The sequence below is a fragment of the Pseudomonas sp. LTGT-11-2Z genome, from assembly GCF_003691445.1.
Classification (GTDB): Bacteria; Pseudomonadota; Gammaproteobacteria; order Pseudomonadales; family Pseudomonadaceae; genus Aquipseudomonas; species Aquipseudomonas monteilii.
Genome location: NZ_CP033104.1, coordinates 4871916 through 4891558, shown reverse-complemented (window position 1 = coordinate 4891558; position 19643 = coordinate 4871916). Strand labels below are relative to the sequence as shown.

26 protein-coding genes are annotated in these 19643 nt (G+C 62.1%); 14 read left to right on the top strand and 12 right to left on the bottom strand.

What is annotated here, in order from left to right; all coding sequences use genetic code 11:
• Nucleotides 1-66: 66 nt before the first annotated feature.
• The 5 genes from D8767_RS23125 (at nucleotide 67) to recX (ending at nucleotide 3063) form a co-directional block, all read left to right on the top strand.
• Nucleotides 67-720 carry a hypothetical protein gene (locus D8767_RS23125; RefSeq protein ID WP_016715432.1) on the top strand — a complete coding sequence of 218 codons (654 nt, stop codon included), beginning with the start codon at nucleotides 67-69 and terminating at the stop codon, nucleotides 718-720.
• Nucleotide 721: 1 nt separating this feature from the next.
• The gene (locus D8767_RS28870) at nucleotides 722-871 is read left to right on the top strand and encodes a hypothetical protein (protein ID WP_154670320.1); all 150 of its coding nucleotides are present in this window, start codon (nucleotides 722-724) and stop codon (nucleotides 869-871) included.
• Nucleotides 872-917: 46 nt separating this feature from the next.
• Complete coding sequence (locus D8767_RS23120; RefSeq protein WP_016715434.1) at nucleotides 918-1400, top strand: CinA family protein; 483 nt, start codon at nucleotides 918-920, stop codon at nucleotides 1398-1400.
• Between the two features lie 103 nt (nucleotides 1401-1503).
• Entirely contained in the window at nucleotides 1504-2571 is a 1068-nt protein-coding gene (recA, locus tag D8767_RS23115; protein WP_016715435.1) for a recombinase RecA, read from the top strand.
• A 21-nt stretch (nucleotides 2572-2592) separates the two neighbouring features.
• Nucleotides 2593-3063 carry a recombination regulator RecX gene (gene recX / locus D8767_RS23110; RefSeq protein ID WP_016715436.1) on the top strand — a complete coding sequence of 157 codons (471 nt, stop codon included), beginning with the start codon at nucleotides 2593-2595 and terminating at the stop codon, nucleotides 3061-3063.
• A 49-nt stretch (nucleotides 3064-3112) separates the two neighbouring features.
• Here the strand turns inward: recX and D8767_RS23105 are convergent, their stop codons facing one another.
• Nucleotides 3113-4234, bottom strand: a complete 1122-nt coding sequence (locus D8767_RS23105; protein WP_016715437.1) for an LOG family protein — start codon at nucleotides 4232-4234, stop codon at nucleotides 3113-3115.
• 160 nt (nucleotides 4235-4394) lie between these two features.
• Between D8767_RS23105 and D8767_RS23100 the strand changes: the two genes are divergently transcribed.
• On the top strand, nucleotides 4395-4604 hold the full coding sequence (locus D8767_RS23100; protein ID WP_016715438.1) for a hypothetical protein: 210 nt from the start codon (nucleotides 4395-4397) through the stop codon (nucleotides 4602-4604).
• 15 nt (nucleotides 4605-4619) lie between these two features.
• Here D8767_RS23100 and D8767_RS23095 read toward each other — a convergent pair whose 3' ends face one another.
• Nucleotides 4620-5039, bottom strand: a complete 420-nt coding sequence (locus tag D8767_RS23095) for a quorum-sensing-regulated virulence factor family protein (protein ID WP_016715439.1) — start codon at nucleotides 5037-5039, stop codon at nucleotides 4620-4622.
• 217 nt (nucleotides 5040-5256) lie between these two features.
• Here D8767_RS23095 and D8767_RS23090 point away from each other — a divergent pair, with 217 nt between their 5' ends.
• From D8767_RS23090 to D8767_RS23080, 3 genes are all read left to right on the top strand, one after another.
• On the top strand, nucleotides 5257-5967 hold the full coding sequence (locus D8767_RS23090; RefSeq protein WP_016715441.1) for a tRNA-uridine aminocarboxypropyltransferase: 711 nt from the start codon (nucleotides 5257-5259) through the stop codon (nucleotides 5965-5967).
• A 179-nt stretch (nucleotides 5968-6146) separates the two neighbouring features.
• On the top strand, nucleotides 6147-6797 hold the full coding sequence (gene erdR / locus D8767_RS23085; protein ID WP_016715442.1) for a response regulator transcription factor ErdR: 651 nt from the start codon (nucleotides 6147-6149) through the stop codon (nucleotides 6795-6797).
• Between the two features lie 73 nt (nucleotides 6798-6870).
• Nucleotides 6871-7236 carry a diacylglycerol kinase gene (locus D8767_RS23080; protein ID WP_010952700.1) on the top strand — a complete coding sequence of 122 codons (366 nt, stop codon included), beginning with the start codon at nucleotides 6871-6873 and terminating at the stop codon, nucleotides 7234-7236.
• On the opposite strand, the gene finR is transcribed toward D8767_RS23080, so the two are convergent.
• On the bottom strand, nucleotides 7233-8159 hold the full coding sequence (finR, locus tag D8767_RS23075; RefSeq protein ID WP_016715443.1) for a LysR family transcriptional regulator FinR: 927 nt from the start codon (nucleotides 8157-8159) through the stop codon (nucleotides 7233-7235). The two genes, D8767_RS23080 and finR, sit on opposite strands and share 4 nt — an antisense overlap.
• Before the next feature lie 118 nt (nucleotides 8160-8277).
• Here finR and fpr point away from each other — a divergent pair, with 118 nt between their 5' ends.
• Nucleotides 8278-9057 carry a ferredoxin-NADP reductase gene (fpr, locus tag D8767_RS23070; protein WP_004375483.1) on the top strand — a complete coding sequence of 260 codons (780 nt, stop codon included), beginning with the start codon at nucleotides 8278-8280 and terminating at the stop codon, nucleotides 9055-9057.
• 59 nt (nucleotides 9058-9116) lie between these two features.
• Here fpr and D8767_RS23065 read toward each other — a convergent pair whose 3' ends face one another.
• Nucleotides 9117-9611 (bottom strand): SprT family zinc-dependent metalloprotease, encoded by a 495-nt coding sequence (locus tag D8767_RS23065; protein WP_016715444.1) that lies wholly within the window; start codon nucleotides 9609-9611, stop codon nucleotides 9117-9119.
• 131 nt (nucleotides 9612-9742) lie between these two features.
• Nucleotides 9743-10342, bottom strand: coding sequence for a Yip1 family protein (locus D8767_RS23060; RefSeq protein WP_003252385.1), 600 nt, complete (start codon nucleotides 10340-10342; stop codon nucleotides 9743-9745).
• A gap of 262 nt (nucleotides 10343-10604) precedes the next feature.
• Between D8767_RS23060 and ttcA the strand changes: the two genes are divergently transcribed.
• Together ttcA and D8767_RS23050 are read left to right on the top strand one after the other, a co-directional pair.
• Nucleotides 10605-11429, top strand: coding sequence for a tRNA 2-thiocytidine(32) synthetase TtcA (gene ttcA / locus D8767_RS23055; protein ID WP_016715445.1), 825 nt, complete (start codon nucleotides 10605-10607; stop codon nucleotides 11427-11429).
• 4 nt (nucleotides 11430-11433) lie between these two features.
• Nucleotides 11434-12105 carry a DNA-3-methyladenine glycosylase I gene (locus D8767_RS23050; protein WP_016715446.1) on the top strand — a complete coding sequence of 224 codons (672 nt, stop codon included), beginning with the start codon at nucleotides 11434-11436 and terminating at the stop codon, nucleotides 12103-12105.
• A 30-nt stretch (nucleotides 12106-12135) separates the two neighbouring features.
• On the opposite strand, the gene D8767_RS23045 is transcribed toward D8767_RS23050, so the two are convergent.
• Genes D8767_RS23045 through arsC form a run of 3 tightly spaced genes read right to left on the bottom strand, consistent with a single transcriptional unit; the run spans nucleotide 12136 to nucleotide 13497 of the window.
• Entirely contained in the window at nucleotides 12136-12549 is a 414-nt protein-coding gene (locus D8767_RS23045; RefSeq protein ID WP_016715447.1) for a DUF2069 domain-containing protein, read from the bottom strand.
• Nucleotides 12542-13147, bottom strand: coding sequence for an NAD(P)H:quinone oxidoreductase (gene wrbA / locus D8767_RS23040; protein WP_016501124.1), 606 nt, complete (start codon nucleotides 13145-13147; stop codon nucleotides 12542-12544). Before wrbA ends, D8767_RS23045 begins: the two co-directional genes overlap by 8 nt.
• A complete protein-coding gene (gene arsC, locus D8767_RS23035) occupies nucleotides 13144-13497 on the bottom strand; it encodes an arsenate reductase (glutaredoxin) (protein ID WP_016715448.1) in 354 nt (117 codons plus the stop codon). The genes wrbA and arsC overlap by 4 nt, the downstream gene beginning before the upstream one ends.
• Before the next feature lie 85 nt (nucleotides 13498-13582).
• Between arsC and D8767_RS23030 the strand changes: the two genes are divergently transcribed.
• Entirely contained in the window at nucleotides 13583-14047 is a 465-nt protein-coding gene (locus D8767_RS23030) for a TlpA disulfide reductase family protein (protein ID WP_016715449.1), read from the top strand.
• A gap of 35 nt (nucleotides 14048-14082) precedes the next feature.
• Here D8767_RS23030 and D8767_RS23025 read toward each other — a convergent pair whose 3' ends face one another.
• From D8767_RS23025 to D8767_RS23010, 4 genes are read right to left on the bottom strand one after another with little or no spacing between them, the layout of a single operon-like run.
• Nucleotides 14083-14487: an META domain-containing protein gene (locus tag D8767_RS23025; RefSeq protein WP_016715450.1), complete on the bottom strand. Its 405-nt coding sequence runs from the start codon at nucleotides 14485-14487 to the stop codon at nucleotides 14083-14085.
• Nucleotides 14484-14921: a hypothetical protein gene (locus D8767_RS23020; RefSeq protein WP_122048443.1), complete on the bottom strand. Its 438-nt coding sequence runs from the start codon at nucleotides 14919-14921 to the stop codon at nucleotides 14484-14486. The genes D8767_RS23025 and D8767_RS23020 overlap by 4 nt, the downstream gene beginning before the upstream one ends.
• A gap of 31 nt (nucleotides 14922-14952) precedes the next feature.
• A complete protein-coding gene (locus D8767_RS23015) occupies nucleotides 14953-15942 on the bottom strand; it encodes a 2-hydroxyacid dehydrogenase (protein ID WP_016715452.1) in 990 nt (329 codons plus the stop codon).
• 34 nt (nucleotides 15943-15976) lie between these two features.
• A complete protein-coding gene (locus D8767_RS23010; protein WP_122048442.1) occupies nucleotides 15977-18730 on the bottom strand; it encodes a response regulator in 2754 nt (917 codons plus the stop codon).
• A gap of 193 nt (nucleotides 18731-18923) precedes the next feature.
• Here D8767_RS23010 and D8767_RS23005 point away from each other — a divergent pair, with 193 nt between their 5' ends.
• Nucleotides 18924-19643, top strand: a complete 720-nt coding sequence (locus D8767_RS23005; RefSeq protein WP_016715454.1) for a response regulator transcription factor — start codon at nucleotides 18924-18926, stop codon at nucleotides 19641-19643.

Genomic DNA, 19643 nt, shown 5'->3' with positions numbered 1-19643 from the left:
CATGGAAGATTGCGCCCTTTTGGCCGTGCCAAGTTAACCGTTATTGCAATCAGGTTGGTTAGTGCAGTGAGTGGAATTCGTTTTGATGTCGATGCGGTTTTTTGTATTTCCCTCGACACGCGGGATGACCGGCGCAAGCTGTTCAGTGAAACCATCGGGCGGCAGCTGGACAATGAAGTGGTCTTTCATGTCGTGGCGAAAAACAGTGACCCCAAGCGGGGTTGCTACGAATCGCACCAGCAGTTGGCACGCCACGCACTGGACAACGGGCTGGATCGAATCCTGATCTTCGAAGACGATGCCAAGGCTTATGATTTCAAGGCTTCGCGGGTGCGCTGGGTGAACCGCTTCATGCAGTCACGCTCTTTCCAGGCCCTGCATCTGGGCTATTCCATGGGGCGAACCTGGCTGACGTGGTTCCCGTTCATTGCCAGGGGGCGCGTGGTTGCACTGCACGCTTATGTACTGTCGCGCGAAGGCTGCCGGATCCTGGCAGAGACGCCCTACGATGGCACGCCCGTGGATGTGGTGGTCAAGCACAAGATTCGTCAGCACTGCGTGTTTCCGATGTTGTATCGCCAACATGCGGCAGCTGTGGCAGGTAGCGATCTGGAGCAGGTAGTGCGCAACGAGGATGAGTGGTGGGAGCGCAACTGGGCCAAGCACCGGCGTTCACCGATCAAGAACTTCTGGCGTACCGTACTGCGGCTGAACTTCTGACATGCCCCATTGGCTGAGGCGCATGATTTGCGGGCTGTACAGGCACAAACCGGTCGAGGTCGAACGCCTGTTCATTGGCGATATCGTCATTTCGCGGCAGGTCTGTCGCCGTTGTGGCTGCCCGCTTCGCGACCTGGCCGAATATCAGTGAAAGCCACTAACTGATAGGGTAGAGGGCAGCCTTCAAGGAGCCCTGTATGGACCTGATCACCACGCTTGCCACGCGTCTGGGTAAGCATCTGCGCCGCCTCAGCGCGCAGGTGACCACCGCCGAATCCTGCACCGGCGGCGGCATTGCCGAAGCCATCACCCGTGTACCCGGTAGCTCGGCCTGGTTCGAGGCCGGTTATGTCACTTATTCCAATGCCCAGAAAACTCGCCAGCTGGGGGTGCCAGAGGTGCTGTTCGGCCAGGTGGGCGCGGTTAGCCAGGAAGTGGTCGAAGCCATGGTCAGAGGTGCCCAGGCCGCCAGTGGCGCGCGCTTTGCCGTGGCGGTAAGCGGAGTGGCCGGGCCGGACGGTGGCTCGCCCGCCAAGCCGGTGGGAACCGTGTGGCTGGCCTGGGGCGATGGCAGCCGTGTCTTCAGCGAGCGCCGGCAGTTCGACGGTGACCGCGAGGCGGTGCGCCGACAGACGGTGATCGCCGCGTTAGACGGCTTGTTACAGCTTGGTGCCGAGTAAATCGACGACAGGGGTTTGCGTGAGCGCCGGCCTGTGGAATAATACTGGCTACTTATACAGGTATTCCGGCCGTCAGGGCCACGTCGAACACGTGAGGATTTCAATGGACGACAACAAGAAGCGCGCCTTGGCTGCGGCCCTGGGTCAGATCGAACGCCAATTCGGTAAAGGCGCAGTCATGCGCATGGGCGACCACGAGCGCCAGGCGATCCCGGCCATTTCCACCGGTTCGCTGGGCCTGGACATCGCACTGGGCATTGGCGGCCTGCCAAAAGGCCGTATCGTCGAGATCTACGGCCCGGAATCGTCGGGTAAAACCACGCTGACCCTGTCGGTCATCGCCGAAGCCCAGAAAAACGGCGCCACCTGCGCCTTCGTCGACGCCGAGCACGCCCTCGACCCTGAATACGCGGGCAAGCTGGGCGTCAACGTCGACGACCTGCTGGTTTCGCAGCCGGACACCGGCGAACAGGCCCTGGAAATCACCGACATGTTGGTGCGTTCCAACGCTGTTGACGTGATCATCGTTGACTCCGTGGCCGCCCTGGTGCCGAAGGCCGAGATCGAAGGCGAAATGGGTGACATGCACGTGGGCCTGCAGGCTCGCCTGATGTCCCAGGCGCTGCGCAAAATCACCGGTAACATCAAGAACGCCAACTGCCTGGTAATCTTCATCAACCAGATCCGTATGAAGATCGGCGTAATGTTCGGCAGCCCGGAAACCACCACCGGTGGTAACGCCCTGAAATTCTACGCCTCGGTGCGCCTGGACATCCGTCGTACGGGTGCGGTCAAGGAAGGCGACGAGGTGGTTGGCAGCGAAACCCGCGTCAAGATCGTCAAGAACAAGGTTTCGCCACCGTTCCGTCAGGCCGAGTTCCAGATCCTCTACGGCAAGGGTATCTACCGCAACGGCGAAATCATCGACCTGGGTGTTTCCCAAGGTCTGGTCGAGAAGTCCGGTGCCTGGTATGCCTACCAAGGCAACAAGATTGGTCAAGGTAAAGCCAACGCCGCCAAGTACCTGGCTGAGAACCCGGCGATTGGTGCCGAGATCGAGAAGCAGATTCGCGACAAGTTGCTGACTTCTGGCGCTGTCGCTGCTGCTGGCAAAGCTGCGGCTGTCGAAGCAGATGCCGATGACATGGCCGACGCTGACGCCGGTTATTGATTGCGCGGTAGATAGCTGAACATGTCCGCCGTACTCGACACCCCCGTCGCCATTCGGCGGACAGCCATGGACCTGCTCGCGCGACGTGAGCACGGTCGCGTCGAGCTGACGCGCAAGCTGCGTCAGCGCGGCGCTTCGGATGAGCTGATCGAGCCTGAGCTTGATCGGCTCGCCGAAGAAGGGCTGCTGAGTGAAGCCCGCTACCTTGAAAGCTTTATCCGCTACCGTTCCGGTTCTGGCTATGGCCCTGCGCGTATTCGCGAAGAGCTTGGGCAGCGTGGTTTGGCGCGTGCTGATATCGAGCAGGCGCTACGCGAGAGCGAGGTGGACTGGGCAGAGCGCATGCGTGATGTGTGGCAGCGCAAGTTCGCCGGGCAGCGCCCGCAAGACCCGCGCAGCCGTGCCCAGCAGACCCGGTTTCTCGCTTACCGGGGCTTCCCCATGGATTTGATCGGTCGCCTGCTCAGTGGGCGGGATCTGGATGATTACTGATCATTGCTGAAATGCCGGGGCCGCTCTGCGGCCCCAAAGCAGACGACACTTATGAACTGACCCTCAACGCCTCCCTAGCCCGTTGCGTGGTATGCATCGGCTGCGGCTTGGCCCAGTTTTCCGGCAGGTTGATGAAGTCTACCAGCTCGCGCAACCGGCCCTGATCCCGGCCATTGAAGGCGAACGACAAGCGGGTCAGGTGGCTGAAATTACCCACCTCATGCTCGGCGCCACTGTCTGGCTGCTGGTGATACTTGCCACTCAGGCGCAAGTCGGCATAACCCTCCTGGATGTCATACAGCGCTGCTTCGCTGAGCGGGTGGTGCATGCGGATTACGAACTGGCTCTTCAGCCAGCGGCTGGAATGGTAGTTGCTGTAGAACTGGTTGATTTCCTCCACCGCCTCGTCGGCACTGTGTACCAGGCGTACCAGCTTCAGATCGCTGGGCAGGATGTAGCGGTTTTCTTCCAGCTGGCTGCTGATGAAGTTCAGGCAGTCTCGCCAGAAGCTACCGCCAGGCGAGTCCAGCAGCACCACCGGTACCAATGGGCTTTTGCCGGTCTGGATCAGGGTCAGAACCTCCAGCGCTTCATCCAGGGTGCCGAAACCGCCAGGGCACAGCACCAGGGCATCAGCCTCTTTGACAAAAAACAGCTTGCGGATGAAGAAAAAGTGGAACGGTAACAGCTTGTCGGTACCGCCTACCGTGGGGTTGGCATGTTGTTCGAAGGGCAGGGTGATGTTGAAACCCAGGCTGTGCTCGCTGCCAGCGCCTTCGTGGGCTGCCGCCATGATGCCGCCACCCGCTCCGGTAATGACCATCAGATCGGAGCGTGCCAGGGAGGCGCCCAGCTCGCGGGCTAAGGCATACATCGGGTGCTCTAGCGGGGTACGTGCCGAACCGAACACGGTCACCTTGCGCCGACCTTTGTAGCGCTGCAGGGTGCGGAACGACTGGTCCAGTTCGCGCAGGGCTTGCAAGGTGATCTTGGCGCTCCAGCGGTCGCTGTCGTCATGGGCCATGCGCAGGATGGTCAGCATCATGTCGCGGTACAGCGGCAAGTTGGGGCTGTCGGGTGCTACCAGTTGCAGTTGTGCGTCGATGTTGCTCAGGTCGATGTTGTTGTCGCGGAAGTGGCTGAACAGCAGTTCATTCGATTGGTAAGGCATGCAACGTCTCCTTCTGCACCAATGCCTATGACCTCAATCTAGACCGTCGCGCCCGATCGTGCCGGGTTGTTTGGCAGCGCCGCCTGTCGGCATGCACCCAATGGCGGCACGGGTTTGGTTAACTGGTAAAGCGAAACGTGTCGATGCAGGAGGTGGCGGTATGCATCGCTTGATCATCGAAGTGGACGGGCAGCTCTACCGGCTGCTGGAGAGCGCGGCCCAGATGCATCACCTGAGCCTCGAGGTCGAGTGCCGCCGCAGGTTGGAGGGGCTGGAGTGCCAGTCGCGCTACCTGCAGGCGTTGTTGGCCGAAATGCGCGCCGATGCCGCTGAAGGGCGCTGGTGCGCCCGCGAGAAGGAGCAGGTGTAGCGTGATACGCGCCTGTTACTTCTTCTTGTTGCCGGCCACGCAGCTGGCACTGTCGAAGGCCTGATCCATGATGGGCTGGTTGGTCTTGTAGACAGTGAAACGGTAGACCATGACCGCACCCTTGGACATCAGGTTACGGAACCCGCTATTGCGGCAAACGCTGTCGCCCAGCTGGCTGCGTACCTGCTCGGGGTTGGCCTGCATGCGCTCGGCGTGGCTCTGGCGTACGCTCAGGTGGTTGACCAGCGCCTTGCCCTCTACGGTGTAACCCTGGTCGAGGATGTCCTCGTTGATGGCGCGCGGGGTACCGACGCTGCTTTCTTTGGCAACCTTCTGCAGCATCTTGTTAAGGTCGTAGTCCTGCTTGGATGCCGCCTGTGCTGCCAAAGGCAGGGCGAGCAACAGGCTCAGGGCGGGGGCGATAAGGCGCAGCATGAATCTCTCCTGGTTCGATGACTGGCGCTTTGACATGCGCGGGTCGACGGTGTTCCGTGAAATCGCGCAAGGCAAGATCCGGGCACGGTAAAGGCCCGATTATAAAGACCGCCTTGCAGCCTGCACAGCAATTGCCCCCTGTTCTGGTAAACTGGCGCCCTTGTGTTCTCCGAGTCATCCTTGTGCCCATTTCCAAATCGACCAGAGGCCTGCCGGCATGAGCCATGCGGTAGCGCGCCTGCGCGCCGAACGCCTGGCCCGCAGCAACAAGCCATTCATCGCCCGTGGTTCGCGTGCAGAGCGTTGCCCGGATTGCCGGGTGATTGCCACCCACTGCCTGTGTGCCTGGAAACCCCGTGTACAGGCTGACTCCGGCGTGTGCCTGCTGATGCACGACACCGAGCCGTTGAAGCCTACCAACACCGGCTGGCTGATTGCCGACCTGATCGAAGACACCTCCGCTTTTGGCTGGCTGCGCACCTCGGTCGACGAGCGTTTACTGGCCTTGCTCGACGACCCGCGCTGGCAGCCCTATATCGTCTTTCCGGGCGAGTTCGTGGCTGAGCAGCGGGTGGTCAGCGAGGTGGTGCGCGAGCCGGGCAAGCGCCCGTTGTTCATCCTGCTGGATGCCACCTGGACCGAGGCGCGCAAGATGTTCCGCAAAAGCCCGTACCTGGACCGCTTCCCGGTGTTGAGCCTGCAGGCCGAGCAGATGTCGCGTTACCGCCTGCGGCGTTCCAAGCGTGACGATCACTTCTGCACGGCAGAAGTGGCCGCCATGTGCCTGGACCTGGCCGGTGACAGCCAGGCCTCGCAGGCATTGGATGCCTACCTGGATGTGTTCAGCCTGCATTACCTGAGCGGCAAGCGGCGCCTGCCGCTGGACGAGCAGGACGACACCCATCAGCGTTTGCATACCTTCCTATAGTCCAAGGGGCACAACCCCTGCTTTGGTTCATAATGACGGAGCTGGCAGCCAGGGTTGGCGAGACGGCAGGGCGATCGGCTTGACCACCCTTGACCGTGCTCGGCATCCTTGGCGCCGATTCCCCGCCGGACGCTTCCCTTACCCTCGAGCGCCTGGCACAGAACAGGATCCTTAGATCGATGGCCACTTACGAAATCCTGATTGCCGATGACCACCCACTGTTCCGTGGCGCCCTGCGCCAGGCCGTTACCCTCGGCCTGGGCCCGGATGTACGCCTGGTCGAAGTCGCGAGCATTGCCGAACTGGAAACCCGTCTGAGCGAAAAAGCCGACTGGGACCTGGTGCTGCTGGACTTGAACATGCCGGGTGCTTACGGTTTTTCCGGGCTGGTGCTGTTGCGCGGGCAATACCCGCAGATTCCCGTGGTGATGGTATCGGCGCAGGAAGAGGCTGCCGTGGTGGTCAAGTCCCGCGAGTTTGGCGCCAGTGGCTTCATTCCCAAGTCCAGCACCCTGGAAGTCATCCAGGATGCCGTGCGCAAGGTGCTCGATGGCGAGGTCTGGTGGCCGCCGCAGGCGTTCGAAAAGGTGGATGTGTCGGCTGAGGCCAAAGCCGCCAGCGAAGGCCTGGCCAGCCTTACGCCGCAGCAATTCCGCGTACTGACCATGGTCTGTGAAGGCTTGTTGAACAAGCAGATCGCCTATGAGCTGAACGTGTCGGAAGCAACCATCAAGGCCCACGTGACCGCGATCTTCCGCAAGCTGGGCGTGCGCACCCGCACCCAGGCTGCGCTGCTGCTGCAACAACTTGAATCGGTTGCCAGCAACTGACTGCGCGTGGCTTCACGCTTTTTTGACCCGTGCCGGTCTAGTCTGCTGGCCTTTCTGTTGTGAAGTGACTCACATGACATCGCCATTCAAGGGCCAGACCGGCCTCAAACGCATCTTCAACGCCGCCGGCTACTCGCTGGACGGCCTGCGCGCCGCCTTCAAAGGGGAGGCCGCGTTCCGCCAACTGGTACTGCTCAACGTGCTGCTGATCCCGATCGCCTTCTGGTTGCCGGTCAGCCGTGCGGAACGGGCGATCATGATCGCGGTGTGCTTGTTGGGCTTGATCGTCGAGCTGTTCAACTCGGCAGTGGAAGCGGCCATCGACCGCATCTCGCTGGAGCGTCACCCCCTGTCGAAAAACGCCAAGGACATGGGCAGCGCCGCACAGCTGGTGGCGCTGACCATGGTCGCGCTGGTGTGGGGCGTTATCCTGCTTTAAGCGATTGGCGGCAGCACGATCTCATCACTGCGGGTAAAGCCCGCAGTGAAGCTGCGGCAAAGTTCCAGAAACTCACGCATGGCCGAGGTCTGGTACTTTTGTTTGTGCCAGATGAAGTAGAACTGGCGCATCAGGTCCAGCTCGGGGGTTTCTACCGCTACCAGGCTGCCTCGGCGGAAGGCATCCCGCAGCGCCAGGCGTGAAATGCAACCAATGCCCAGGCCCGACTCGACGGCGCGCTTGATGGCTTCGGTGTGTTCCAGCTCCAGGCGTATATTGAGGTTGGCGCGGTGATGGCGCATGGCCTGGTCGAAGGTCAGGCGCGTGCCTGAGCCTTGCTCGCGCAGTATCCACGCTTCTTGCGACAAGCTTTCGATATCGGCGCGGCCCAGCGTGGCCAGCGGATGCTGCGGCGCGCAGAACACCACCAGTTCGTCCTCTACCCAGGGCTGCACTTCCAGGTCCGGGTGGTTGCAGTCACCTTCGATTAGACCCAGATCAATTTCGTAGTGCGCCACCTGCTGCACGATATGCGCAGTGTTCTGTACATGCAGCTTCACCTGGCTTTCCGGGTGGGTCTGCATGAAGCTGCCGATCAGCAGGGTGGCCAGGTAGTTGCCGATGGTCAGCGTGGCGCCAACCGCCAGCGAACCGAAACCGGACTTGCCATTGAGCAGGTCTTCGATTTCCTTGGCCTGGTCGAGCAGGGCCACCGCCTGCGGTAGCAGCTGATGGCCCAAGGCGTTGAGGGCCAGTCGCTTGCCGGCACGGTCGAACAACTGGCAGCTCGATTGCCGCTCCAGTTCGGTAATTGAAGTGCTGGCGGCCGACTGCGACAACGCCAGCAGGCTAGCGGCCCGAGAGACGCTTTGATGCTGGGCGACGGCGACGAAGACCTGCAGTTGACGAAGTGTGAATCGCATATCGATATAACCGATAACACATATCTTGATAATCCAGTTAACAGATATTGTCGCTGCCCCTAAACTATCGCGCAACTGCGCGTTTTGCGCGCCGCGTTTTTCTTCAGGAGCCCCATCGATGAGCAACATGAACCACGAACGTGTCCTCAGTGTGCACCACTGGAACGACACCCTGTTCAGCTTCAAGTGCACCCGCGACCCGGGCCTGCGCTTCGAGAACGGTCAGTTCGTGATGATCGGCCTGCAGCAGGAAAGCGGCCGTCCGCTCATGCGTGCCTATTCCATCGCTTCGCCGAACTGGGAAGAGCACCTGGAGTTCTTCAGCATCAAGGTGCCGGACGGCCCGCTGACCTCGCAGCTGCAGCACCTGAAGGAAGGCGATGAGATCATCATCAGCAAGAAGCCTACCGGTACTCTGGTACTTGACGACCTGAACCCGGGCAAGCACCTGTACCTGCTGAGCACCGGCACTGGCCTGGCGCCGTTCATGAGCGTCATCCAGGACCCGGAAACCTACGAGCGCTTCGAAAAAGTGATCCTGGTGCATGGCGTGCGTTACGTGAACGAAGTGGCCTATCGCGAGTTCATCACCGAGCACCTGCCGCAGAACGAGTTCTTCGGTGAGTCGGTTCGCGACAAGCTGATCTACTACCCGACCGTGACCCGCGAGCCGTTCGAGAACCAGGGCCGTCTGACCGACCTGATGCGCAGCGGCAAGCTGTTCAGCGACATCGGCCTGCCACCGATCAACCCGCAGGATGACCGTGCGATGATCTGCGGCAGCCCAAGCATGCTCGACGAGACCAGCGAAGTGCTGGACAGCTTCGGCCTGAAGATCTCCCCGCGCATGCGCGAGCCGGGTGACTACCTGATCGAGCGTGCCTTCGTCGAGAAGTAAGGCGCAGGCTGGTACAAGAAGGCGACCCTTGGGTCGCCTTTCTTATGCCTGAACACCATCTATTCGACGCGCGTCTCGCCGCTGTACACCAGAATCTCCCTGCACCGCTTGCACAGGTACCGCCGCCCCTGGCGCACCAATTTGTGCCGCTGCGCCGTAAACGGGAAGTCACCCTGCGGGCACGGGCAACGGTAAATGTAGCGGGTGACCGCGCGCCGTTGCACTGCGTAGTTGTGGCACCGGTTGGGCGGCAGCTCGTACACCCCGCGCATGATCAGCTGCCACTCCTCGCCATGGGCCTGGATGCGGTCGCCGAACAGCTGGTGGGCCACCAGGTGTGCCACTTCATGGGCCACGGTCTGGCGCAGGAAGTCTTCCTGGTTTTCGCGGTAGAGCTGCAGGTTGAAACGCAGCAGGTTCTCGTGCAGGTGGGCAACCCCGGCTTTTTGCCCGCGCAGCTTGAAGCTGACTTCCGGGCGCGGGAAGGGGCGTTTGAAGAAGGTTTCGGCTTGCTGGTAACAGGTTTCGACGCGTTGTCTGAGCAGCTCGGGCATGGCGGGGTGGTTCTCCTGACCGGGCATTATGCCGCAACTGCAGCGGGGGTGCCGAGCCACCGGTCAGCGCACAGCCAGAGGCCGCCTTGCGGCGGCCCCTGGTTGATGCCCCTGTGTTGGTTGAATCTGTTCTAGTTGGTGTAGACGGGCCCCACGCCCAGTCCCCAGATAATCACCGTGGCGGCCATGATCGCCACCAGTACCACAAGGCCCACCGCCAGCACGGAGCTTGAGAACAGGAAGCCTTCGTCGGACGGTATGTTCATGAACGTCGGTAAGCCGACATACAGCAGGTACACCGTGTAGCAGATGGCGGCCGTGCCGATCAGCATGCCCAGCCACAAGTGCGGGTAAAGCGCTGCCAGGCCGCCGATGAACAAAGGGGTGGCGGTGTAGGTGGCAAAGGCGATGCACTGCGCCATCGACGGGTTGGCATCGTAGGTGCGGGCCATCCAGTGGATGAATGCGCCCATTACCGCCACCCCGGCGAGCATAGCCAGGTACGACATGATGCTCATCCAGATAGCACTTTCCATGGTCAGCATCACTGCTGGCCGGTCGCCAATCACCCAGCCGACCTGGGTGGTGCCGATGAACGCCGAAACGGCGGGAATCGCCGCCAGGATAAGGGTATGCGTCAGGTACATGTGGCTGATGGTTTCTTCTTCGCCACGGATTTCCCGCCATTCTTGGTCGGGATGGGTAAACAGCCCCACAACGTGATGAATCATGCCGGTCACTCCTCTTAATGTTGCCAAACGCCCCCCAGCTGGAGCGCAAGCGGCCCGAGGCCCGAACACCGAAGCAAGCGGTAATGTGGCCTTATGTCGCAGTATAGGAAGCTGTTGCCGGCATAAACCGTGCTTTTTAGAGCAAATTGCGCTGTCAGGCGTACTGTTGATTACATTGAAGTCTTTGTCGGAATGCCTACAGCGGCGCTGCGTTTGTGCGTAAAATAGCCGCCTTTTGTCACACCTCGCGGATTCAAGCGCTATGGGCACCCTCTCGGTCAACCAGAACAAACTGCAAAAACGCCTGCGTCGTCTCGCCGGCGAAGCCATCACCGACTACAACATGATCGAGGATGGTGACAAGGTCATGGTCTGCCTGTCTGGCGGCAAGGACAGCTACACCATGCTCGACGTTCTGTTGCACCTGCAGAAGGTGGCACCGATCAAGTTCGAGATCGTTGCGGTGAACATGGACCAGAAGCAGCCGGGCTTCCCCGAGCACGTGCTGCCGGCCTACCTCAAGGAGCTGGGCGTCGAGTACCACATCGTCGAGAAAGACACCTACTCGGTGGTCAAGGAACTGGTACCCGAGGGCAAGACCACGTGCTCGCTGTGCTCGCGCTTGCGCCGTGGCACCTTGTACACCTTCGCCGATGAAATCGGCGCGACCAAGATGGCCTTGGGGCACCACCGCGACGATATCGTCGAAACCTTCTTCCTCAACATGTTCTTCAACGGTGCGCTCAAGGGCATGCCGCCGAAGCTGCGCGCCGATGATGGCCGCAACGTGGTGATCCGTCCGCTGGCCTATTGCAGCGAGAAAGACATCCAGGCCTACTCGGACATGAAGGAATTCCCGATCATCCCGTGCAACCTGTGCGGCTCGCAGGAAAACCTGCAGCGCCAGGTGGTCAAGGACATGCTGGTGGAGTGGGAGCGCAAGCACCCGGGCCGTACCGAGAGCATTTTCCGCGCCCTGCAGAACGTGGCACCGTCGCAACTGGCCGACCGCAACCTGTTCGACTTCACCAGCCTGAAGATCGACGAAAACGCTACCCCGCGCTTCCTCGACGTGGTGAACATCTGAGCCTATGCGCGATTACCAGTGGCTGCATGAGTACTGCCTGAACCGCTTTGGCTCGGCCCAGGCGCTGGAGGCATTCCTGCCGCAGCCGCGCACGCCGGCGCAGCTGCGGGGCATCAGTGATGACCGCTACCTGTCGACCCTGGCCTTGCGTGTGTTCCGCGCCGGGCTCAAGCACAGCCTGGTGGATGCCAAATGGCCGGCGTTCGAGCAGGTGTTCTTCGGTTTCGTCCCGGAGAAGGTGGTGCTGATGGGCGCCGAGCACCTGGAGCGGCTGATGCAGGATGAGCGCATCATCCGTCACATGGGCAAGCTCAAGAGCGTGCCGCGCAATGCGCAGATGGTGCTCGACGTGGCGAAGGACAAGGGCAGTTTCGGCGCATTCATCGCCGATTGGCCGGTGACCGACATCGTGGGCTTGTGGAAGTACCTGGCCAAGCATGGCAACCAGTTGGGCGGGTTGTCGGCGCCACGCTTTTTGCGCATGGTTGGCAAGGATACGTTCATTCCCACCGATGACATGGCGGCGGCGCTGATTGCGCAGAAGGTGATCGACAAGCAACCGACCAGTCAACGCGACCTGGCGTTGGTACAGCAGGCGTTCAACCAGTGGCACGAAGAGAGCGGGCGGCCGCTGTGCCAGTTGTCGGTGATGCTGGCGCATACCGTCAACCATTGAGATTTTGGGGCCGCAGAGCGGCCCCAGATGTTAATTACCTTCGCCCGCCAGGCGCCGCTCATGCTGGAACTTCCAGCGCACATACAGCAGCCCTGCAATGAACAACCCCAGGCTCACCAGCACTTCAACCCAGCCGAACACCGCCCGCGCCGGGTCGAACGCCGCCAGCACGCCCTTGATGAAATAGATGTTCACCACGAAGCAGGTCCAGGCATGTGCCCGTGCGCTGCCTGTCAGCATGCCCGGCAGCAGCAACAGCAGCGGCACCAGTTCGATCGCCAGGATCACCTCGACCCGTGCCCCGTGCAGGTTGGCAAACCACAGGTTGTTGACCACCAGCAAAGCGATCAGGCCGAAGAAAAACGCCAGGCTCAACGCTCGGGTCAGGCGCAGGCGCGGTGCCAACCATTCCAGTGGTGGCAACACCTTGGGCTTTTTAGCCACGCGCGGCCTCCAGGGCCTTGGCGGTGGTCGCCAGGCGTTGGCCAAGGGCGCGGCACAGGGCGATCTCGTGTTGGTCGAGCTCGCGCTTGCCATCGGCACCGGCATGGTGGCTGGCGCCGTAAGGGGTGCCGCCGCCGCGGGTTTCCAGCAAGGCCGATTCACTGTAGGGCAGGCCCATCACCAGCATGCCGTGGTGCATCAACGGCAGCATCATCGACAGCAGGGTGGTTTCCTGGCCGCCGTGCAGGCTGGCGGTGGAGGTGAACACGCCGGCAGGCTTGCCCACCAGTTCGCCACCCAGCCACAGGCTGCTGGTGCCGTCCAGGAAGTACTTCAGCGGCGCTGCCATGTTGCCGAAACGGGTCGGGCTGCCCAGCACTAGGCCGGCGCAGTGGCGCAGGTCGTCCAGGGTGGCGTACAGCGCGCCACTGGCCGGAATATCCGGCGCGACGGCTTCGCATTCGGTGGAGATCGCAGGCACCGTGCGCAGGCGCGCCTCCATGCCGGCCAGTTCGATGCCGCGAGCGATATGCCGGGCCATTTCGCTGGTCGAACCATGGCGGCTGTAATACAGCACCAGAATGTACGGGGCGCTCACGGCAGGATCTCCAGCACTTTTTCCGGTGGGCGACCGACCACGGCCTTGTCACCGGCGACCAGGATCGGGCGTTCGATCAGCTTGGGGTGCTGGGTCATGGCGTCGATCAGTTGTGCATCGGTCAATGCCGGGTCAGCCAGGTTCAGGTCCTTGTACGCGTCTTCACCTGTTCGCAGCAGTTGGCGTGGTGTGACGCCCAGCTTGGCGAGCAGGGCCTTGAGGGTGGCGGCGTCGGGTGGGGTTTCCAGGTAGCGCACGATGGTTGGCGCCAGGCCGCGGGCTTCGAGCAGTTCCAGCGCGCCGCGGGATTTCGAGCAGCGCGGGTTATGATAGAGCGTGAGGTCGGTCATGTCGGGTCGCATCCAGCAGGGTGTGGCGGCTATTCTAACCGCAGCGACTGACCAATTTGCTTTAAAACTCGAGAAGGATTGACCCATGGCAAGGCGTCTGGCAGCAGTACTGGCCATCACCGCGAGCCTGTTGCTCGGTGGTTGCGGTGCCGATTATGGCGTGGACCAACACGGTAATACGGTTAAGGCCGAACAGATCGACGGGCACTGGCTGGTGCTCAACTACTGGGCTGAATGGTGCGGGCCGTGCCGTACCGAAATCCCGGAACTGAACGCGGCGGCCAAGCAGTGGGCGGCCGATGGCATCAAGGTGGTGGGGGTGAATTTCGATGGCTTGCAGGGCCAGGACCTGAAACAGGCCGCTGAAACCCTGGGCATCGGTTTTACCGTGCTGGCCCAGGACCCGGCCGAGCGCTACGACCTGCCACGCAGCGAGGCGCTGCCAGTGACCTACATCATCGATGACAAGGGCAAGGTGCGTGAGCAGCTGTTGGGCGAGCAGACCCTGGAAGGGTTGCAGGCCAAGATCAAGGCCCTGAAAGGCGCTTGATGCATTTGGGGCTGCTTTGCAGCCCCAGATGACTCTCAGCCTTCTTCAGGCCAGAACCGCAGCGGTTTACCCTGGGCTGGCCAGAAGCGCATCTGCTCCACCGGCGACACATCCCAGCGCTGCACCGTTTCCAGTGCCTGCAAGAAGCGCTTTTCCTGCTCCATCAACGCTGGCGCGCACAGCTTGCGGGTCTTGCCGACCTTGCCGAAGCTCAGGTGCTCACCGTCCAGCGTGTACGGCGCAAACCAGTGGTTGCAACCGCCATTGCCATAGGCGCGGCCGTCGCTGGCCAGGGTCAGGGTCAGGTGGCTGTAGTCGATCAGCGGGCGTTCGCCAATCCACTCCAGCACATAGCTGCGTTCCTGCTGCAGCTTCGAAGGTTCTGCGGCGCAGCCGAGCAGGCCGGTGGCAATCAGCACGCCGGTCAGCAGATTTTTCACTCGGCGTTCTCCTGGCAACGCGGGCACAGGTGTTTGTCGCCATGGCTGGCCCAGCCCAGTTCGGCAATGCGCGCGCTGGCAGCGGGCTGGCGGCCTTGTTTGCCCAGCTTGGCGTCCACGGCAAACTCGAAGTCCAGCACGGTATCGCAATTGTCGCACTCGACCTGCCAGGTGAGGATTTCCAGCTCGTTGAACACCGGGCCGCTGGCCACGGCAACCCACTGGCCGCGCGGGTTGATCAGGTGGCGCACGCTTTCCACGGTCAGGCGCATGGACAGGTCCTTGCTGCCTTTGAGGGTGACCAGCAGGGTGTCGCCTTTGTGCATCGAGCCGCCGTTGCCAGTGACCTGGTAGCGGCCCGGCACCAGTGCGCGGCACTCGATCAGGGTGTGTTGCGGGTTGAAAAGGGTGTAACGGAAATCGTGCTCGACCATGGGTCCTCCAGAAATGCCGCGTATCCTAGCATTAACCCATCACCAGATTCTGTGGATTGCCCGCCGCCCAGCGGTTGATGTTGTCCAGCGTGGTCGCTGCGATGGCATCCAGCGCCTCGCGGGTGAGGAAGGCCTGGTGAGCCGTGATGATCACGTTGGGGAAGGTCAGCAGGCGCGCCAGCACATCGTCCTGCAGGGGCAGGTCGGAGCGGTCCTCGAAGAACAGCTGGGCTTCTTCTTCGTAGACATCCAGGCCCAGGTAGCCGAGTTGGCCGCTTTTCAGCGCATCGATCAGTGCCGGGGTGTCGACCAGCGCGCCACGGCCCGTGTTTATGAGCATGGCACCGGGCTGCAGTTGGGCCAGGCTCTGTGCGTTGATCAAGTGGCGGGTGTGCTCGGTCAGCGGGCAGTGCAAGCTGATGATGCGGGCTTCGCGTAGCAACTCGGGCATGGTCAGGTAACGCGCACCGAGGGCCAGCAGTTCCGGGTTGGGGTAGGGGTCGTAGGCCAGCAGTTGGCAGCCGAAACCGGCCATGATGCGGGCAAAGGCCGCGCCGATCTGGCCAGTGCCGACCACACCGACGGTTTTGCCGTGCAGGTCGAAGCCGGTGAGCCCGTGCAGGGTGAAATCACCTTCGCGGGTACGGTTGTAGGCACGGTGCAGGCGCCGGTTGAGGGCCAGAATCAACGCCACTGCGTGCTCGGCCACGGCGTGTGGCGAGTAGGCCGGCACGCGAACCACCTCAAGGCCCAGCCGCTGGGCTTCGGCCAGGTCGACGTGGTTGTAGCCGGCCGAACGCAGGGCGATCAGGCGTGTGCCACCGGCGGCCAGGCGCTGCAGCACCGGGGCGTCGAGTTCGTCATTGATGAAGGCGCAGACGACTTCGTAGCCGCTGGCCAGGGCGGCGGTGTCTAGCGTCAGACGGGCAGGCTGGAAGTGCAGCTCCAGGGGGCTGCCACTGGCGGCCCGGGTGAAGCTCTCCTGATCGTAGTGCTGGCTGCTGAACAACAGGGCGCGCATGGTGGGGCTCCTCATTCAAAACTCGACCGTTTGTTCAAACGCTCAATTTGGCCTGGGCCGCCAGCCGGCTGATCGCACCGTCCAGCTCATCCAGCGCCTGCTGTGCCTGCGGATTTTCCTGTTTGAGCAATGTCTCGCTGCGCTGGCAGGCCGCGCGCAACTGCGGCACACCACAATAGCGCGAGGCGCCGTTCAGGCGGTGTACCTGCTCGATCAGGCCATTGCGGTCGTCTGCATCGCGGGCCGCACGAATGGCTTCGCGGTCTGCTTCCAGCGAGGCCAGCAGCATGCTCAGCATGTCGGCTGCCAGGTCCGCCTTGCCAGCCGCCAGGCGCAAGCCTTCTTCGGGGTCGAGTACCTTGAGCTCATCGCTGTTGGCCAACAGATCGGTTTGCGTCTGCCGCGGTGTGCCCAGGCTCAGCCCCGTCCATTTCATCACCACCTGGGCCAGTTGCCGTTCGCTGATAGGCTTGGTCAGGTAATCGTCCATGCCGCCGTGCAGCAATGCGCGTTTTTCATTGGCCATGGCGTGGGCGGTAAGGGCAACGATCGGCAACGGGTTGCCACTTTGGGTATTTTCCCAAAGCCGAATCTGCTCTGTGCAGGCGCGGCCATCCATGCCGGGCATCTGCACGTCCATCAGTATCAGGTCGAAGGGCTCGTCCTGTACGGCCTTTACCGCGGCATAACCGTTGTCTACGGCCAGCACTTCGGCGCCCAGGTCTTCAAGCAGGGTCTGCACCAATAGCAAGTTGGCGGCATTGTCGTCGACGCACAGGATTTTCGGCTGCCGCTGGCCGTTGATGCTGTTCGCTTCGCCCAGCGGGCGGCGTGGTTGCATCAGCTCCAGCAGCAGGCGGCGCAGTTTGCGGGTGCAGGTCGGCTTGGACAGCAACTGGCCATGACCATTGGGCAGGAACGGGTGGTAAAGGGCTTGCTCGGTGGTCGGGCACAGCACCACGCATTGGCAGTGGTAGCGCTCAAGCTGCTGGTGGTAGTGGCCCAGTTGCTCGGGCGACAGGGTGCCCAGGTTGGCCCCGAGCACGGCGAACTCGAACGGCTGGCCGGCCTGGCTGGCAGCTTGCACCGCTTGCAGCAGCTGGTCGTAGGAGGTGAACAGGCTGACACTGAGGCCGCAGTCTTCCAGTTGGTGTTCCAGCGCCTGACGGGCCAGCTCGTGGCCGTCGACGATGGCGGCGCGGCGGCCCAGCAGCGGCTGTAGCGCAAACGCCTCGACATCGTCGTGGGTTTTGGGCAGGTTGAGGCTGATCCAGAACTGCGACCCTTCGCCCGGGGTGCTGTCGACGCCGATTTCGCCGCCCATCTGCTCGATCAGGCGTTTGGAAATCACCAGCCCCAGGCCGCTGCCGCCAGGTTGGCGTGCCAGCGAGTTGTCGGCCTGGCTGAAGGCCTGGAACAGTGTACGTACATCCTGCGGCGACAGGCCGATACCGGTGTCCTGCACACTGATGCGCAGCTGTGCGCTGTCTTCGTGCTCGTCTTCGAGCATGGCACGTACGACGATGGTGCCTTCGCGGGTGAACTTGATGGCGTTGCTGACCAGGTTGGTCAGGATCTGCTTAAGCCGCAGCGGGTCGCCGATCAACGAAGCGGGCGTGTCGCGATAGATCAGGCTGAGCAATTCCAGCTGCTTGGCGTGGGCGGCCGGCGCCAGGATGGTCAGCGTGTCCTGAACCAGGTCACGCAGGTTGAACGGGATGCTGTCGAGCACCAGTTTGCCGGCCTCGATCTTGGAGAAATCGAGGATCTCGTTGATGATCCCGAGCAAATTGTCGGCGGATTTCTCGATGGTGCTCAGGTAGTCCAGCTGGCGCGGCGTCATTTCGCTTTTTTGCAGCAGGTGGGTAAACCCCAGAATGCCATTGAGCGGGGTGCGGATCTCGTGGCTCATGTTGGCCAAGAACTCCGACTTGATGCGGCTGGCCTCAAGCGCCTCCTTGCGCGCCATGTCCAGCTCGATGTTCTGGATCTCGATGGTTTCGAGGTTCTGGCGCACGTCTTCGGTGGCCTGGTCGATGCTGTGCTGCAGTTCTTCATGGGCATTTTGCAGGGTTTCGGCCATGCGGTTGATCCCGTGTGCCAGCTCGTCCAGCTCATGGCTGCCCATGGTTGGCAGGCGTTCTTCCAGGTGGCCGTCCTTGAGCTGGTTGACCGCGTGCTTGATGCGCTCGATGGGGCCGTTGATGGTGCGGCTCATGCGCAGCGCCAGCAGGCCGCTGAGGGCCAGGCAAGCGAGGATCAGCAACAGGCTGGTGAACAGGTTGCGATAACCGCGCAGCAGTGTGCCGTCGTGCGACAGCTCGATCTCGACCCATCCCAGCAGGCGCTCGGCCTCGGCCGGTACGGCATCGGTGGCCAGGTCACGGTGGTGGCCGAACACTGGCATCAGGTAGCGGGTGGCGTCGTTGCCGCTGCGTTGCAGCAGCTGGGTGCCCGTGCCGCCGCTGGGGGGCTGGTTGAGCATGCTCGGGCCGGCGTGGGCCAGGCGTGTGCGGTCCGGTGCCAGGAAGGCAACGGCCCGTACATCGGACTGCTCCAGGGTCTGCGCGGCGATACGCTCCAGTTGTGCTGGCGCGAGCCGGGCCATGGCGGGAGCGGCCAGTGGCGCCAGTTGTTCGGCAATCATCTTGCCACGCTGCAACAGCTGGGTGCGCAGGTCGTTCTGTTGCAGCCAGGTGAAGTAACTGCCCAGCACCAGGGCCATCAGGCCGGCCGGCAGCAGTGCCAGCAGCAGGACCCGGCTGCGGATTCCCAAGCGATCGAGCACACTCGCCTCCTGTGATGTGCCTGGATGCCATCAAGTGGTGACGGCCAAGCCGCGAAGTTACTCCGCCTGCGGCACCATTGCACCTCTTTAGTACGTACTTTGCGCCATTGCCGGTGCATTGGTCGCAGGGCGGTTGCCTGGCAGGCGGTGGATGCTCAATAATCTCGTAATTGAGAATGCATGGCAGTTGCCAATGAATCCTGTATCTATTCACAACTCCAATATCCTCGCCATCGAGGATGATCCGGTGCTCGGTGCCTACCTGCACGAAGAACTGCAACGCGGCGGCTTTCAGGTGACCTGGTGCCGCAATGGCCTGGAGGGCCTGGAGACGGCAGGGCGTCAGGTGTTCGATGTGGTGCTGATGGACATCCTGTTGCCCGGGCTCAATGGCCTTGACGCGTTGGCACAGTTGCGCAAGCGCAGCGCCACGCCAGTGATCCTGATGTCGGCGCTGGGCGCCGAGGCCGACCGTATCAGTGGTTTCCAGCGTGGGGCCGATGACTACCTGCCCAAACCGTTCAGCATGGCCGAGCTGCAGGTGCGCATCGAGGCCATCCTGCGTCGGGTGGCCCTTGAGCGGCGTCATCAGGCGCCGCATGAGCAGGCCGGCGGCGGTGAGCTGCAGTTCGACGAGGGGCTGTGCGATGTGCGGCTGGATGGCCGCCTGGCAGGCCTTACGCCCAGCGAGTTCCGCCTGCTCGACATCCTCAACCGTAACCTCGATGACGTTCTGAGCAAGCCATTCCTTTACCAGCAGGTATTGCAACGCGGCTATTCGCGGCATGACCGCAGCCTGGACATGCATGTCAGCCAGATCCGTCGCAAGCTCAAGGGCATCGGTTATGACGAGCGGCAGATCCGCACCGTGTGGGGCAAGGGCTACGTGCTCAGCGCCACCGAGGCGGAGTGA

Coding starts and splice junctions, on each gene's coding strand:
- D8767_RS23005 (WP_016715454.1), top strand. CDS start 18,924: ATGAATCCTGTATCTATTCACAACTCCAATATCCTCGCCATCGAGGAT.
- D8767_RS28870 (WP_154670320.1), top strand. CDS start 722: ATGCCCCATTGGCTGAGGCGCATGATTTGCGGGCTGTACAGGCACAAA.
- D8767_RS23095 (WP_016715439.1), bottom strand. CDS start 5,039: ATGCTGCGCCTTATCGCCCCCGCCCTGAGCCTGTTGCTCGCCCTGCCT.
- finR (WP_016715443.1), bottom strand. CDS start 8,159: ATGCGATTCACACTTCGTCAACTGCAGGTCTTCGTCGCCGTCGCCCAG.
- fpr (WP_004375483.1), top strand. CDS start 8,278: ATGAGCAACATGAACCACGAACGTGTCCTCAGTGTGCACCACTGGAAC.
- D8767_RS23030 (WP_016715449.1), top strand. CDS start 13,583: ATGGCAAGGCGTCTGGCAGCAGTACTGGCCATCACCGCGAGCCTGTTG.
- D8767_RS23050 (WP_016715446.1), top strand. CDS start 11,434: ATGCGCGATTACCAGTGGCTGCATGAGTACTGCCTGAACCGCTTTGGC.
- D8767_RS23120 (WP_016715434.1), top strand. CDS start 918: ATGGACCTGATCACCACGCTTGCCACGCGTCTGGGTAAGCATCTGCGC.
- D8767_RS23060 (WP_003252385.1), bottom strand. CDS start 10,342: ATGATTCATCACGTTGTGGGGCTGTTTACCCATCCCGACCAAGAATGG.
- ttcA (WP_016715445.1), top strand. CDS start 10,605: ATGGGCACCCTCTCGGTCAACCAGAACAAACTGCAAAAACGCCTGCGT.
- D8767_RS23105 (WP_016715437.1), bottom strand. CDS start 4,234: ATGCCTTACCAATCGAATGAACTGCTGTTCAGCCACTTCCGCGACAAC.
- arsC (WP_016715448.1), bottom strand. CDS start 13,497: ATGACCGACCTCACGCTCTATCATAACCCGCGCTGCTCGAAATCCCGC.
- recA (WP_016715435.1), top strand. CDS start 1,504: ATGGACGACAACAAGAAGCGCGCCTTGGCTGCGGCCCTGGGTCAGATC.
- D8767_RS23020 (WP_122048443.1), bottom strand. CDS start 14,921: ATGGTCGAGCACGATTTCCGTTACACCCTTTTCAACCCGCAACACACC.
- D8767_RS23100 (WP_016715438.1), top strand. CDS start 4,395: ATGCATCGCTTGATCATCGAAGTGGACGGGCAGCTCTACCGGCTGCTG.
- recX (WP_016715436.1), top strand. CDS start 2,593: ATGTCCGCCGTACTCGACACCCCCGTCGCCATTCGGCGGACAGCCATG.
- erdR (WP_016715442.1), top strand. CDS start 6,147: ATGGCCACTTACGAAATCCTGATTGCCGATGACCACCCACTGTTCCGT.
- D8767_RS23065 (WP_016715444.1), bottom strand. CDS start 9,611: ATGCCCGAGCTGCTCAGACAACGCGTCGAAACCTGTTACCAGCAAGCC.
- D8767_RS23090 (WP_016715441.1), top strand. CDS start 5,257: ATGAGCCATGCGGTAGCGCGCCTGCGCGCCGAACGCCTGGCCCGCAGC.
- D8767_RS23080 (WP_010952700.1), top strand. CDS start 6,871: ATGACATCGCCATTCAAGGGCCAGACCGGCCTCAAACGCATCTTCAAC.
- D8767_RS23015 (WP_016715452.1), bottom strand. CDS start 15,942: ATGCGCGCCCTGTTGTTCAGCAGCCAGCACTACGATCAGGAGAGCTTC.